This is a genomic window from Kitasatospora sp. NPDC004289 (genome assembly GCF_053602875.1).
Window position 1 is genome coordinate 1 of the sequence record NZ_JBSGEL010000122.1, and the last position, 14,013, is coordinate 14,013.

Annotated in this window: 11 protein-coding genes; 5 read left to right on the forward strand and 6 right to left on the reverse strand. The window is 72.9% G+C overall.

Annotated features, from left to right (window positions below; all coding sequences use genetic code 11):
• Both ACWEPF_RS38290 and ACWEPF_RS38295 read left to right on the forward strand, forming a co-directional pair.
• The coding region (locus tag ACWEPF_RS38290; RefSeq protein WP_452176283.1) for an SMP-30/gluconolactonase/LRE family protein at positions 1-967 on the forward strand (967 nt) is incomplete at its 5' end.
• A gap of 65 nt (positions 968-1,032) precedes the next feature.
• Positions 1,033-1,497: a DUF5990 family protein gene (locus ACWEPF_RS38295; protein ID WP_452176284.1), complete on the forward strand. Its 465-nt coding sequence runs from the start codon at positions 1,033-1,035 to the stop codon at positions 1,495-1,497.
• A 13-nt stretch (positions 1,498-1,510) separates the two neighbouring features.
• Here the strand turns inward: ACWEPF_RS38295 and ACWEPF_RS38300 are convergent, their stop codons facing one another.
• The gene (locus ACWEPF_RS38300; protein ID WP_452176285.1) at positions 1,511-3,562 is read right to left on the reverse strand and encodes a phosphocholine-specific phospholipase C; all 2,052 of its coding nucleotides are present in this window, start codon (positions 3,560-3,562) and stop codon (positions 1,511-1,513) included.
• Positions 3,563-3,852: 290 nt separating this feature from the next.
• On the opposite strand from ACWEPF_RS38300, the gene ACWEPF_RS38305 reads away from it, so the two are divergent.
• Positions 3,853-4,374: an SgcJ/EcaC family oxidoreductase gene (locus tag ACWEPF_RS38305; RefSeq protein WP_452176286.1), complete on the forward strand. Its 522-nt coding sequence runs from the start codon at positions 3,853-3,855 to the stop codon at positions 4,372-4,374.
• A 267-nt stretch (positions 4,375-4,641) separates the two neighbouring features.
• Here ACWEPF_RS38305 and ACWEPF_RS38310 read toward each other — a convergent pair whose 3' ends face one another.
• The 5 genes from ACWEPF_RS38310 to ACWEPF_RS38330 form a co-directional block, all read right to left on the reverse strand.
• Positions 4,642-5,925 (reverse strand): chitinase, encoded by a 1,284-nt coding sequence (locus ACWEPF_RS38310; RefSeq protein ID WP_345284753.1) that lies wholly within the window; start codon positions 5,923-5,925, stop codon positions 4,642-4,644.
• Between the two features lie 259 nt (positions 5,926-6,184).
• Positions 6,185-7,567 carry a sensor histidine kinase gene (locus ACWEPF_RS38315; protein WP_345284755.1) on the reverse strand — a complete coding sequence of 461 codons (1,383 nt, stop codon included), beginning with the start codon at positions 7,565-7,567 and terminating at the stop codon, positions 6,185-6,187.
• Positions 7,564-8,247 (reverse strand): response regulator transcription factor, encoded by a 684-nt coding sequence (locus ACWEPF_RS38320; RefSeq protein ID WP_452176287.1) that lies wholly within the window; start codon positions 8,245-8,247, stop codon positions 7,564-7,566. Before ACWEPF_RS38320 ends, ACWEPF_RS38315 begins: the two co-directional genes overlap by 4 nt.
• Positions 8,248-8,296: 49 nt before the next feature.
• Positions 8,297-9,958 (reverse strand): AMP-binding protein, encoded by a 1,662-nt coding sequence (locus ACWEPF_RS38325; RefSeq protein WP_452176288.1) that lies wholly within the window; start codon positions 9,956-9,958, stop codon positions 8,297-8,299.
• A gap of 153 nt (positions 9,959-10,111) precedes the next feature.
• Positions 10,112-11,089, reverse strand: a complete 978-nt coding sequence (locus ACWEPF_RS38330) for an Lrp/AsnC family transcriptional regulator (protein WP_452176289.1) — start codon at positions 11,087-11,089, stop codon at positions 10,112-10,114.
• A 213-nt stretch (positions 11,090-11,302) separates the two neighbouring features.
• On the opposite strand from ACWEPF_RS38330, the gene ACWEPF_RS38335 reads away from it, so the two are divergent.
• Both ACWEPF_RS38335 and ACWEPF_RS38340 read left to right on the forward strand, forming a co-directional pair.
• Positions 11,303-12,730 (forward strand): MFS transporter, encoded by a 1,428-nt coding sequence (locus ACWEPF_RS38335; protein WP_452176290.1) that lies wholly within the window; start codon positions 11,303-11,305, stop codon positions 12,728-12,730.
• A 40-nt stretch (positions 12,731-12,770) separates the two neighbouring features.
• Complete coding sequence (locus ACWEPF_RS38340; protein WP_452176291.1) at positions 12,771-14,006, forward strand: amidohydrolase; 1,236 nt, start codon at positions 12,771-12,773, stop codon at positions 14,004-14,006.
• Positions 14,007-14,013 lie beyond the last annotated feature (7 nt).

Genomic DNA, 14,013 nt, shown 5'->3' on the forward strand with positions numbered 1-14,013 from the left:
CTTCCTCTTCTTCGGCCTCTTCGTGGTGATGCTCTACGTCGCCACCGAGCGGACCAGCTGGATCGTCTTCGGCCTGCTGATGTCGGCCCCGGCCGTCGCCGGCGCGGGCCGGTGGCCGACCGGCTTCGCGCTGCCCAACGGCTTCCGGCCCGAGGGCATCGCCATCGACGCACGGGGCCGTGCCTATTTCGGCTCGCTCGCCGACGGCCGGGTGCTGCGCTACGAACTCGCCACCGGCAAGGGTGAGTTGCTCTACCCGGGCCCGGCCGCCGGGACGCCCTCGCTCGGCATGAAGGCCGACGACCGCGGCCGCCTGTTCACCGCCGGCGCCTGGGGCGGCGACGCCCGGGTGCTCGACACCCGGACCGGCACGGTGCTGGCCTCCTACCAGCTCGGCACCGACCCGGCGAACACCTTCGTCAACGACGTGGTGCTCACCCGGGACACCGTCTGGATCACCGAGTCGCTCCAGCCGGTCCTCTACGGCCTGCCGCTCGGCCCGGGCGGACGGCTGCCCCACCAGGACCGGGTGATCCGCCGCCGGCTCACCGGCGATGTCGACCACGTCCCGGACGAGATCAACTCCAACGGCATCGAGACCACCCCGGACGGCTGCGCGCTGCTGGTGGTCAACATGACCACCGGCGTCCTCCAGCGGATCGACCCGGCCACCGGCGCCACCACCAAGGTGGACCTCGGCGGCGCGTCCCTGCCCTACGGCGACGGGCTGCTGCGGAGCGGCCGCGACCTCTACGTGGTGCGCAACCAGGCCAACGAGGTCACCGTCGTCCGCCTCGACGCCTCCGGCCGCCGGGGCACCGTCACCCGCCGGATCACCGACCCGCGCCTGCGGGTCCCCGCCACGGTGGCGGCCTTCGGCGGCCGGCTCTACCTGCCGAACGCCCGCTTCGACACCGAGCCCACCCCGGACACCGACTACGACGTGGTCGCCGTCCCGATGCACTGACACGCACGGCCGAAGTGCCGCCGGGATCCGGTCCGTTGACGGACCCCGGCGGCACAATGGCGCGCATGGAGAACCGGATCGAGATCCGCATCGAGGCGCACGACCTGCCCGGCCGCGACTGCCCGCCCGGGCCGGGCTTCCCCGGCTACCGGGAGGTCGTGGTGGGCCTGCAGCGCAAGGGCCGGGCCGACGAGTTGCTCGACCCGGTGCCGGGGGACGCCGCCTCCGCCCGGTGGACGGCGGAGTGCACCGTGAAGGGCGCGGGCGACCTCACCGGCCCGTACGTGCAGGGCCGCCCCGGTGCCCGCTTCCTCTACCTGACCTGGACGGGCGTGACCCCCGACGGCGGCCGGGAGCTGTTCCGCCGGGCCAAGCTGATGCTGGACGGCGTGCCGCCCGAGGTGCTCGGGGCCGCCCTGGCCACCGGTCGGCTGACCGGCCGCCTCGGCCTTACCGACGGCCGCGGCCACCCGCTCTGCGCGGCGGTCCGCCCGCCCGTCGTCGACTGGACGGGCGAGCGGACCGACTGAGCTGCCGCGCCGCTCAGTTGGTGAGGATGCCCGGGTCCGAGGTGCCCGGGGCACCGGTCTCCACCACGCCCGCGAAGCGGCGGACGAAGTCGGCCGTGGTGCCGGCCGTGACCGTGACGTCGTACCAGCGGTTCCCGGCGGTCAGGTCCAGCGAGAGGGTGACCGTGGCACCGGTGGCCACCGTGACCGTGCGGGTGGTGTTGCCGTAGGCGTTCACCACCGTCAGGACGGCGGAGGCGCCGGCGTTGGTGCAGGTCAGGTCGAGCTGGCCGGTGGCCGCGTTGTGACGGGCCGTCACCTCGGGGCCGGCCGTCTTGCCCGGGTTGCGGAAGCGGCGCAGGAAGCCGTTCGGCCCGTGCACGGTGAGGTCGGTGACGCCCTTGGAGTAGGTGGTGTTCCAGGTGTCGGCGATCGACTTGCCGGCCTCGGCGGTGTAGGTCCACGGGGCGTCGGTCCGGTTGGCCGAGGTCACGTAGAACTGCGCGCCGGCCGACGGCCCGCCGCTGAAGGTCAGCCTGAACTTGCCGCCGGCCACGTCGGCCGAACCGTCCACGTACGGGGCGTACTTGAGCGGGCGGGTGGGCTTGGAGCCGGGCTCCTGACGCGGCATGGTGCCGACCGTCGGCGCGACCGCGAGGAAGTCGCTGTGCCGGTTCTTGTCCGGCGGGTAGTAGCCGGCCGTGGACGGCAGGGCGGCCGCGGTGCCGGTGCGGGCGAAGTCGAACGCCGAGGTGAGGTCACCGCAGATCGCGCGGCGCCAGGGCGAGATGTTCGGCTCGGTCACCCCGAAGCGCTTCTCGATGAAGCGGATCACCGAGGTGTGGTCGAAGGTCTCCGAGCAGCTGTAGCCGCCGGTGCTCCAGGGCGAGACCACGATCATCGGCACCCGGGGGCCGAGGCCGTAGGGGCCGGCCACGTAGCCGGTCTTGCCCGGGAAGTAGTCCAGCGTGGTGGACACGGTGGACAGGCCCTGCGAGGCGCCGGACGGCGCGTACGGCGGCACCACGTGGTCGAAGAAGCCGTCGTTCTCGTCGTAGGTGATGAAGAGCGCGGTGCGGGCCCACACGTCCGGGTTGGAGGTGAGCGCGTCCAGCACCTGGGAGACGTACCAGGCACCGTAGTTGGCGGGCCAGTTGGCGTGCTCCGAGAAGGCCTCGGGGGCGGCGATCCAGGACACCTTGGGCAGGGTGCCGGCCTGGACGTCGGCGCGCAGCCTGTCGAAGTAGCCCTCGCCGGCCTTGGCGTTGGTGCCGGTGCGGGCCTTCTCGTAGAGCGGGCTGCCGGGCTGGGCGTTGCGGTAGCTGTTGAAGTACAGCAGCGAGTTGTCGCCGTAGTTGCCGCGGAAGGCGTCGCTGATCCAGCCCCAGGAGCCGGCCGCGTTCAGGCCGTCGCCGATGTCCTGGTAGACCCTCCAGGAGACCCCGGCCGCCTCCAGGCGCTCGGGGTAGGTGGTCCAGCCGTAGCCCGCCTCGGCGTTGTTGATGACCGGGCCGCCGCCGGTGCCGTCGTTGCCGGTGTAACCGCTCCAGAGGTAGTAGCGGTTGGGGTCGGTGGAGCCGATCAGCGAGCAGTGGTAGGCGTCGCAGATGGTGAAGGCGTCGGCCAGCGCGTAGTGGAACGGGATGTCCTGCCGGGTCAGGTAGGCCATCGTGGCGGCGGTCTTGGCCGGGATCCAGTTGTCGTACTTGCCCTTGTTGAAGGCCGACTGGCCACCGGCCCAGTCGTGGTTGAGGCCCTGGAGGTACTCCATGCCGAGCTTGGCGGAGTTGGGCCGGAACGGCAGGGTGACCTTGCCGCCGCTGGACTGGTTCCAGACCGACTTCCCGCTGGGCAGGGTGACCGGGCGCGGGTCACCGAAGCCGCGGACGCCCTTCATGGCGCCGAAGTAGTGGTCGAAGGAACGGTTCTCCTGCATCAGGACGACGATGTGCTCGACGTCCTGGATGGAGCCGGTGCTGCCCTGCGCGGGGATCGCGGCGGCCCGGGCGATGGAGTCCGAGAGCATGGTCAACGCGGCGGTGCCACCGGCGAGTTGGAGGAACCGGCGGCGATCGATGTTGGTCATGGGTGGCTGTGACCTCGGGAGGGTGAGGGGGCGGAGGACTGGCGGCCACCAGGAAAACGTTCCTCGGGTACCGCCCGGCGGACCTCTGATGGCTGCCCGCGGTACACCTGGCAAACGCATGCCAACGCACCGAGTTGTCCTGCCCGACAGAGCCGGTTGTCTGGCCATTTTCCCCATCTGTCCGCAAGCTTGTCCGCCCCCTTCCGCTCCCCTGCACCTCTCCTGTACCAGCGCTTGCCCGCCGATCGAGAGGGTGGAGCCACTCGCAACCGAGCAGAGCAGGAGCAACGATGAAGCGTCAGCGCACGACCGGTGGACGCCCCGCCCGCGTCAAGATCGCCATCGCCGCCGCCGTCGCGGTCGCCGCGGCCGGCACCGTCACCGCCGGGGTCGCCCAGGCCGGTGACGACAAGCGCGGCAGGGTCACCGAGCGCGAGATAGCCGCCCTCTTCGACCAGTGGAACGCCGCCCTGCAGACCGGGGACCCGGCCAAGGTGGCCGACCGCTACGCCAAGGACGCGGTGCTGCTGCCCACCGCCTCCCCGCAGATCCGCACCAACCGCGCCGAGATCACCGACTACTTCGAGCACTTCCTGCAGAAGAAGCCGCGCGGCGAGAAGATCCGCTCGGTGATCAACGTCCTGGACAAGGACTCGGCGCTCGACGCCGGCGTCTACCGCTTCCACCTCACCGACCCGAAGACCGGCGTGACCAAGCCCGTCGAGGCGCGTTACTCCTACGAGTACGAGAAGCGCGGCGGCAAGTGGCTCATCGTCAACCACCACTCCTCGGTCCTCCCGGCCGAGGGCTGACGGCCGCCTGACGCACGGGGATTCCACCGGAGTGTCGCGGAGTGCTGAACCGTTTCGGCTCCGCTCCCACTCCCTAGGCTCCTGTCCGCCGGGGTGCTTCCTCCCCCGGCGCCGAGCACTCGTCCCCCGAGGAGTCCCCGTGCGTCTTCGTCGTGCCCTCCGCTCAACCACCGCCCTGCTCATGGCCTTCGGAGGCATCGGCCTGATGACCGCCACACCGGCCGTCGCCGATCCCTACGGCCTCTACGGGACGGCGGCACCGCGCGGTCAGCAGGCGCCGTTGTCCGCCCACACCCCCCACTGGCCGCTGAGCGTCGGGTCCTCGTTCAGGGTCCACCACTTGTTGGTCCAGTAGTGGCCCTTCCAGGAGACCTTGGTGCCGGCGGTGGCGTAGGTGGTGGTCGCGCTCCAGCTCGGCGCGGCCGTGCAACTGCCGCCGGACGGGCTCGGACTGGGGCTGCCGCTGCTGCTCGGCGACGGGCTCGGCGTGCTGGTGGGCGGGGTCGCCCCGGCGAACTTCACGGTGAACTTGGTGAAGTCCCAGTCGTTCTGCACCACGCTCGAACAGGCGCCGGACAGGCCCGGGTCCACCGTGCCCGGGCACTGGCGGTCGCGGTTGACGGACCAGTAGGTGTAGCGGGCCAGCCGGTGCGCGGTCGCGAAGTCCAGCACCGTCTGGAAGTCGGCCTGCCGGAAGTACTCGGCGGCGTCGGTGCGGCCGTTCATCAGCGACACGCCCTCGTGCGCGTACGCCGTCGCCTCGCTCCAGCCGAAGGTGGACTGCAGGATGCCGTTGAACTTCACCAGCGCGTCGGTCTGCGCCGCCGCGCCGTTGAAGCCGCCGTCGAACGGCATGATCGAGTAGTTGTCGGGCGTGAAGCCCTGCGACTTCGCCTCCAGCAGCATCTGGGTGCCGAACCAGCCCGTGCCGGCGTTGGTCCCGGCCGTGGTGATGGAGATGTAGATGCCCGGGTTGTTCTGCTGCAGGATCCGGGCCGCACCGATCTCGTTGTGGATGGCGGCGGTGTTCTCGTACTCCGGCTCCTCCAGGTCGAAGTCGATGGCCTTGAGGCCGTACTTGGTCACCACCTTCTGGTAGGCGGCGGCGGTCGCCTCCGGGGTGCCGCAGGTCTGGCCGAGCTTGGTGCCGCCGTAGCCGCCGACCGAGACCGAGACGTCACCGCCCTTGTTGCGGATGGTCTGGATCACGGCGGGCATGGTGGTGTCCGTGTCGATCGAGGACGTGCCGCCCCAGGCGGGGCTGCAACTGCTGCCCTGGGCCAGGATGAAGGCCAGCTGGAACGCCTTCTGGCCGGTCGCGTCCATCACCGCGGCGGCGTTCGGCGGGCTGTTGTCCTCGGGCATCAGGTACGGCGCGGAGGCGTACCAGTTGGAGCCGATCCCGGCGGCGGCGTTCGCCGTGCCGGTCGTGGTGACCGCGGTGGCCGCGCCGGCCAGCAGTCCGAAGACCGACAGGGCGACGGCGAGGACGCGGCGGGGCCGGCGGGCGGGTGCGGGTGCGGGGGCGTGTGGGGGTAGTACGCGTTCCATCGGAGACCTCTCCAGGAGGCGGCGAGGACATCGGCCCGGACGCGCGGATGTGGGGGCGCGCGGCCGGGTCAACGGTCGGGTACCAGGCCGAAGTTGACGTGACTGCCCACTGGTATAGACCTGTGCCGCGCCACCGTCAAGCCCTGACGGGCGATCGGGGCGCCGGCCGTGCCAACTCGTCAAAGCGCAGGTCAACGGCGGGTCAAGAGGGCCCCACGACCGCCGCGACGACGCCCTTCCGGCACCCGGGCACCCTTCGTCAACGTCCCGTCCGGGGCTCGGTCCTAAGCCCGATCCGGACCCGGAGGCCGCCGCCCGGGGCCTCCGCCAGGGTGGCGGTTCCGCCGTCGTCGGTGACCAGTTGGCGCACGATGGCCAGCCCCAGGCCGGAGCCGGTGCGGCCGGTGAGGCCCTGGCCGCGCCAGAAGCGGTCGAAGGCCCGGGAGCGTTCGGCCTCGGACATGCCCGGGCCCTGGTCGAGCACGTCCAGCAGCACCTGGTCGCCCGGGCGCGCGGTGAGGCGCACCGTGATGGTGGAGCCGTCCGGGGACACCTCCAGGGCGTTGGAGAGCACGTTGTCCAGCACCTGGTCGAGGTTGCCGGGCCCGGCCAGCACGCGCGGCAGGTCGTCCGCGTCCCCCGACAGCGCGATGGTCACCCCGCGCTCCTCCGCCGCCGGGCGCCAGACCGCCAGCCGCTCGGCCACCAACTCCCGCAGCACCAGAGGCTCCGGGGCGGAGACCTTGGCCTCCGCCCTGGCCAGCACCAGCAGGCCGCTGACCAGTCGGCTCATCCGGACCACCTCGGCGGTGGCCTGCTCCACGTCCTCCCGGACGAACTCGTCGTCCACGCCGTCGGCGATGTTGTCCAGCGACAGGCGCAGCGCGGTGAGCGGGGTGCGCAGCTGGTGGGAGGCGTCGGCGACGAAGATGCGCTGGGAGGCGACCAGGGTGTCCAGCCGCTCGGCGCCCTGGTTGAGGGTCAGGGCGAGCGTCCTGGTCTCCTGCGGTCCGGTGACCGGGGAGCGGGCGGTCAGGTCACCGGCACCGAACCGGCTGGCCATCTCGTTGAGTTGGCGCAGCGGGCGGGTGAGCAGGCGGGCCACGATGGCACCGAGCCCGGCGGCGACGGCCAGGACACCGACGGCGAGGACCGCGCGGAAGCCCCAGATCCGCCAGAGCCGGTCGGTGAGGTCGGCGGTGGCGTAGCGGATCCGCACCGCACCGGCGACCGCACCGCCGTCCGGCGCCCGGGCCGGGACGGTGACGACCAGTTCGGGGCCCCAGACCAGCCGGGAGCCCCAGTCCACCGTGGTGCGGCCCTCGCTGACGGCGCGTCGGAGCGCCTCGTCGGCCGGCTGCCCCGGGCGGGGCAGGGTGTCCACCGCTCCGCCGTCGGCGGCCACCACCTCCACCCGGCCCGGGGTCTCCTCGGCGTAGGCGCCGGCGAGCCGGGAAAGCGCTTGCCTGGCCGGCTGGTCCCCCGCGCCGAGCAGCAGCGCCATGGTGGTGGCCTCGCGGCGCACCGACTCCTCGGTGTCACCGCGTAGCTGAGCCGTCAGGGTGAAGGCGACCGGCACGGTGAAGGCGGCCAGCGCGACCGCCACCAGCAGCACGTAACTGAGGATCAGCCGGCGGATCACGGCGCGCCGTCCGCCACCACCAGCCGGAAGCCCACGCCGCGGACCGCCTCGATCACCACCGCTCCGGCGAGCTTGCGGCGCAGTGCGGCCACGTGCACGTCCAGGGTCTTGGTCGGGCCGAACCAGTTGGCGTCCCAGACCGCCTCCATGATCTGCTCACGGCTCATCAACGCGCCGGGCTCCTCGGTGAGGAAGGCGAGCAGGTCGTACTCCTTGGGCGCGAGGGCGACCTCGGCGCCGTCCAGGTGCACCCGCGCCGCCCGGCGGTCCACGGTGAGCCGGCTGCCGTACCGGTCGGGGCCGCTCTCGGCGCCGTTGGCGGGGCGGGGCTGGACCCGGCGCATCACCGCCCTGATCCGGGCGATCACCTCGCGGACCCCGAAGGGCTTGGAGACGTAGTCGTCCGCGCCGAGCTCCAGCCCCACCACGCGGTCGGTCTCGTCGCTGCGGGCGCTGATCACGATGATCGGCACCGTGCCCCGGGCCCGCAGCTCCTTGCACACGTCCAGCCCGTCGGTGTCGGGCAGCCCGAGGTCGAGCAGCACCAGGTCGTAGGGCTCCGCGACGGTCAGCGCCGCCTGGCCGGTCGCGACCCACTCCACCTCGAACCCGTAGCGCAGCAGGCCCCGCCGAAGCGACTGGGCGACCGGCTCGTCATCCTCCACCAGCAGTACACGCACGTGGATCACCCTAACCGGGCACCGCCGCGCACCCGGACGGGGACCGCCCTCAGGCGTGCTCGGCGCCGGCCTCCCGGTGCAGGCCGAGCAGCTCGATCGCCTCCTCCCGCATCTCCACCTTGCGGATCTTGCCGGTGACGGTCATCGGGTACTCCTCCACCAGGTGGACGTAGCGCGGGACCTTGTGCCGGGCGATCCGGCCCTCGCAGTAGGCCCGCAGCGCCTCGGGGGTCAACTCGGGCGCGCCGGGGCGGAGTTTGACCCAGGCCATCAGCTCCTCGCCGTACTTGGCGTCCGGCACCCCGATCACCTGGGCGTCCAGGACGTCGGGGTGGGTGTGCAGGAACTCCTCGATCTCGCGCGGGTAGAGGTTCTCGCCGCCCCGGATGACCATGTCCTTGATCCGGCCGGTGATGTTGAGGTAGCCCTCCTCGTCCATCACCGCCAGGTCCCCGGTGCGCATCCAGCCCTCGGCGTCCACCGCCTCGGCGGTGCGCTCGGGGTCGTTCCAGTAACCGAGCATCACCGAGTAGCCGCGGGTGCGGAGTTCGCCGTGGGTGCCGCGCGGGACGGTCTCGCCGGTGAGCGGATCGACCACCTTGACCGTCAGGTGCGGCCCGACCCGGCCGACGGTGGAGACCCGGCGCTCCAGCGTGTCGTCCAGGCGGGTCTGGGTGGAGACCGGAGAGGTCTCGGTCATGCCGTAGCAGATCGAGACGTCGCGCATGCCCATCCGCTCGACCACCTGCTTCATCACCTCGACCGGGCAGGGCGAGCCCGCCATGATGCCGGTGCGCAGGCTGCTCAGGTCGTGCTCCTCGAAGGTGGGGTCGTTGAGCTCGGCGATGAACATGGTCGGCACGCCGTACAGCGAGGTGCAGCGCTCGGCTGCGACCGCGCGCAGGGTCGCGGCCGGCTCGAAACCGGGGGCCGGGATGACCACGCAGGCCCCGTGGGTGAGGGCTGCAAGATTGCCCATGACCATGCCAAAACAATGATAATATGGTACGGGAACGCAGATCCGGTCCTGCTCGGTGTAGCCGCAGAGCTCACCGACGAAGTGACCGTTGTTCAGGATGTTGCGGTGCGAGAGCGTGGCGCCCTTCGGGAAGCCGGTGGTGCCCGAGGTGTACTGGACGTTGATCGGCTGCCCGGCGGCCAGGCCGGCCGCCACCGCTGCCAAGCGGGCGCGGTTGTCGCGGTCCGCCGGGTCGGTGCCGACCAGCTCCCGCCAGCCGTCCGTGCCGATCAGCACGACGTCCTTCAGCTCGGGGCAGGCCGGGCGGGCCGCAGTCAGCATGGCCGTGTAGTCGGAGGTCTTGAACGAGGGCGCGGCGACCACGGTACGGATGCCCGACTGGCGGAGCACGTACTCGAGTTCGTGGCTGCGGTAGCCGGGGTTGACCGTCACCAGCACCGCGCCGATCCGGGCCGTGGCGTACTGGGTGAACACCCACTCCGGACAGTTGGGCGCCCAGATCCCGACCCGGTCGCCGGGCAGCACCCCGAGCCCGAGCAGCCCGAGCGCCACCCGGTCCACCTCGTCGGCGAGTTGACGGTACGTCCAGCGGCGCCCGCTCGGCACGTCCACCAGCGCCTCGCGGTCGGGGTGGGCCCGGAGCGTGCGGTCGAGGGCCTCCCCGATGGTGACCTCCAGCAGCGGGCTCTCCGTGGGGCCGGTGCTGATGCTGGGCTGGGGGGCCGTCGGCATGCGGGACTCCTGGGCTCGTTCGGACTGCTCCTCGGACGGACGATCACCGAGTTTAGGCAGCCGTGACCGGAGCACGCCATCCCCGTGCAGGGGCGACGGCTCGGCACGCGCCGTGGGTTGACGGCCTGTCAGCCGCAACCGTACGTACGCACGTCAGCCTCCCGGCCCGGCCGTCCGCCCGGCACGCTTGTAGCTGCGCAGCAGCAGGGCGGTGTCGACCGGATGCGTGGTGCCGGTGAACGCCCGGGTGGAGAAGGCGTCCAGCTCGGCCATGGTGCGGTGGCTGGAGTAGCCGAGCAGGCTGTGCGCGCCGGTGGTCAGGGCCAGGTGACGGACCGCCGGCTCCCGGCCGAGGGCGCGCAGGACCGCGTCGCGCTCGGCGGGCGGGGCGGCCAGCCGGAACCGGCACTCGACCGGGAAGCCGAGCACCTCCGGCTCGGCGTGAAGCCGCAGGTGCAGCACGTGGGAGCCCATCAGCCGGGCCAGCCGGCGCCGCGCGGTGGTCTCGCCGACCCGGAGCTCGCGGGCCAGCCGGGTCATCGACATCCGGGCGTCGTCCTGCAGCAGGGCCACCAGCTGCTCGTCCAGCTCGTCCACCGCGATCGGCTCGGGCAGCGGGCGGCCTTCGCTGACCGCCCGCCGCGGCTCGGTGGGCTCGTCGTCGAACGGTGCCCAGTCGTTGGCGGTGAGCAGCAGGCGGACCAGGACCTCGGAGTGCACGCCGGTGACGCCGTCCAGGCGCCCGATCGAGGTGACCGCCTCCAGCAGCCGGCGCCGGTCGGGGACGGTGAGTTCGACGTAGACGTCCGGGGCGCCGGTGGCGACCTCCACCGAGTTGGTGTCCGGGCGGCGGGCCAGGGCCAGCGCGGTGTCGTGGAGCCGGTCCGGTGCGCAGCGCACCGCCAGTTCGGCGACCAGCGCGTCCCCGAGGAAATCGCGGATGAGGAGCGCGGTGAAGCGCACCCGCCCGCTGGAGGTGAGGCGGTCGAGCCTGCGGGCGACGGTCCGTTCGTGGATGCCGAGGGCCGCCGCGACCTCGGCCAGCGGTGCCCTGGGGCTGCGGCGCAGCAGCCGCAGGATCGCCAGGTCGGTGGGGTCCGGGAGCTCCTCTCCCGGCAGGGTGCGGTCCATGGCTCCTCCTGCTCCGCGCCGGGCGCCGGACCACGGCACCGTCGACCCTGCGAATGCCGGATTCCCGCACCCGGCCGCCCCGAGATGCCGCTTCCACCCGACCTCCGGTCCAGATCTTGCCCGGTATTCCGCCCCGGGTCCACATTGACAGCCTGTTTCCGCCACCCCCCACCGGCGGCCCTCGGCCGCCTCTCGAGAACAGGTGTCCCGCAGATGACCGAGACCACCGCACCGGCCGGGAGAGCGGCCAGAGCCCTGACCCTCCCGGCCGTCCTGGCCGGCGTGGCCGTCGTCGAGCTGACCAGCGGCATCACCCAGGGGTTCCTCTCCCCGGTGCTCAGGTCGCTGACCTCCGTGCTGCACGTGACGGCGGCCCAGCTGAACTGGCTGAGCATCGCGAACCTGCTGGCCAGCGTCGCCTTCACCCCCGTCCTGTCCCGGCTGGGCGATCTGCACGGCCACCGGCGGGTGCTGCGCTGGAACCTCGGGATCGTGCTGGCGGGTTCGCTCATGGTCGGCGCGGGCCGGTCCTTCGGCGTGCTGCTGGCCGGCCAGGTGCTCCAGGGGGCGTTCGCGGGCTTCTTCCCGCTGCTGATGGGGATCCTGCGCGGGCGCGGCACGGCGGCCGAGAGCCGGCGGGGCGTCAGCCTGATGGTCACCGCGCTGGTCGGCGGCCTCTCGGTCGGCCTGCTGGCCAGCGGTCTGATCGCCCGTCACGTCGACAGCCCGACGGCGGCGCTCTGGCTCCCCGCGGTGGCGGTGTCCTTGGCCCTGCTGGTCACCTGGCCGCTGCTGCCGGAGAGCGGGCACCGGCCCGGCGGACGGGTGGACTGGGCCGGCGGGGCGCTGTTGAGCGCGGGCATGGTGGCGGTGATGCTGGGGCTCGGCCAGGGCGGCATGCCGGGCTGGGCCTGGGGATCGGGGCGGACCCTCGGCTGCCTGCTGGGCGGCGCAGCACTGCTGGTGGTGTGGACGGCGGTGGAGCGCCGGACGGCCGAGCCGATGATCGACGTGCGGATGTTCGCCCGGCGCGGGGTCACCGTGGTCTCGCTGGTCACCGTGGCCTTCTCCTTCTGCATGATCGGTCTCCAGGTCGCCAACGCGGTCTTCCTCGGCACCGACGCCGCCGAGAACGGCTACGGGATGGGCCTGGACCCGCTCGGGGTCGCCGCGGCCTCGCTGCCCGGGATGCTGGCGATCGCGGCCGGTGCGCTGGCCGCGCCCGCGGTCGCCCGGGCCGTCTCCGACCGGGGTGCCCTGGTGCTCGGCTCGCTGCTGATGGCCGCCGGGTACGGCGCGCTGGCGCTGCGGCACGACTCGCTCCCGCTCTTCCTGCTGCTCAGCGCCGTCTCCGGGATCGGCACGGGCTTCCTCCAGCAGTCGACCCGGGCCCTCGCGGTGGAGTCGGTCCCGCAGGACCGCACCTCGGTCGGCTCGGGCATCAACGAGCTGCTGATCAACGTCGGCGGTTCGCTCGGGGCGGCCGTCGTCCTCTCGGTGTTCGCCGCCCGCACCGCCGCCGGGCAGGTCCTGCCGGCGCTGTCCGCCTACACCACGGCCTGGTGGCTGTCGGCCGCCGTCGCGGGCGCGGGCGCCCTGCTGGCGCTGCTGTACCGGCAGCCCGCCGCCGACCGGCGCTGACCCCGCGCCCCTCCGCCCCTCCCGACCTCCAGGAGTCCCCATGACCACCGAGCCGGCCACCCTCCGCTCGCGCACCCGGACCAGGCTGACCGCCCGTCAGGACGACGTGCTGGCGCTGAGCCACAGCCTGCACGCCGAGCCCGAACTCGCCTACGAGGAGCACCGGTCGGCAGCGAAGATCGCCGACCTGATGGAGGCCTCCGGCTTCGAGGTGGACCGCGGGGTGTGCGGCCTGCCGACCGCCTTCACCGCCACGGCGGGCCGCGGCGACCTGGTGATCGGCATCTGCGCGGAGTACGACGCCCTCCCCGGGATCGGCCACGCCTGCGGTCACAACGTGAACGGCGCCGCCTCGGTGGCGGCGGCGCTGGCGCTGGCCGCGGTGGCCGACGAGATCGGCGTCACCGTGAAGCTGCTGGGCACCCCGGCGGAGGAGTCCGGCGGCGGGAAGGTCGACCTGCTGAACGGCGGCGCCTTCGACGACGTGGCCGCCGCGATGATGGTGCACGCCGCCCCCGAGGACGGCGTCGGGATGACCTCGCTGGCGATCAGCAGCTGGCAGGTGCGCTACACCGGGCGCCCCGCGCACGCCGCGGCGATGCCGCACCGGGGCGTCAACGCGGCCGACGCCATGACGCTGGCCCAGGTCGCGATCGGACTGCAGCGCCAGCAGATGGTGCCGGGCGGCGTGGTGCACGGCGTGGTCACCTCGGCGGGCGAGGCCGCGAACGTCATCCCCGCCCTGGCCACCGCCTCGTACGACTGCCGGGCCGCGACCGCGGAGGACCTCCGGGAGGTCCAGCGCGCGGTCCGGGCCTGCTTCGAGGCCGGGGCGCTGGCCACCGGGGCGGAGCTCGACCTGCGCGGTGTCGGGCACGACTACGCCGACCTGCGCCAGGACGCCGCGATGTGCGGGCTCTACACCGAGGCCGCCGCGCTGCTCGGCCGTACGGCGGCCCCCGCCGCGCCCGGCATCCGGGCGGGCTCCACCGACATGGGCAACGTCTCCCACCTGGTGCCGACCATCCACCCGATGATCGGCTACGGCACCGGCGACACGATCATGCACCACCCCGACTTCACCCGGTACGGGACCGGCGACGGCGCCGACCGCGCGGTCCTGGACGGCGGCCTGGCGATGGCCTGGACCGCCCTCTCCCTGGCCACCGACGACGGGCACCGCACCCGCCTGCTCGACCGGCTCGCCGCGCGGAGCACGGCTCCTGGTAGAGCCCTGCTTCCTGGTAGCCGAAGGTGCCGAAGTCGCCGACGGTGAGGGTGAT

Coding starts and splice junctions, on each gene's coding strand:
- ACWEPF_RS38330 (WP_452176289.1), bottom strand. CDS start 11,089: ATGGACCGCACCCTGCCGGGAGAGGAGCTCCCGGACCCCACCGACCTG.
- ACWEPF_RS38340 (WP_452176291.1), top strand. CDS start 12,771: ATGACCACCGAGCCGGCCACCCTCCGCTCGCGCACCCGGACCAGGCTG.
- ACWEPF_RS38310 (WP_345284753.1), bottom strand. CDS start 5,925: ATGGAACGCGTACTACCCCCACACGCCCCCGCACCCGCACCCGCCCGC.
- ACWEPF_RS38325 (WP_452176288.1), bottom strand. CDS start 9,958: ATGCCGACGGCCCCCCAGCCCAGCATCAGCACCGGCCCCACGGAGAGC.
- ACWEPF_RS38335 (WP_452176290.1), top strand. CDS start 11,303: ATGACCGAGACCACCGCACCGGCCGGGAGAGCGGCCAGAGCCCTGACC.
- ACWEPF_RS38305 (WP_452176286.1), top strand. CDS start 3,853: ATGAAGCGTCAGCGCACGACCGGTGGACGCCCCGCCCGCGTCAAGATC.
- ACWEPF_RS38300 (WP_452176285.1), bottom strand. CDS start 3,562: ATGACCAACATCGATCGCCGCCGGTTCCTCCAACTCGCCGGTGGCACC.
- ACWEPF_RS38295 (WP_452176284.1), top strand. CDS start 1,033: ATGGAGAACCGGATCGAGATCCGCATCGAGGCGCACGACCTGCCCGGC.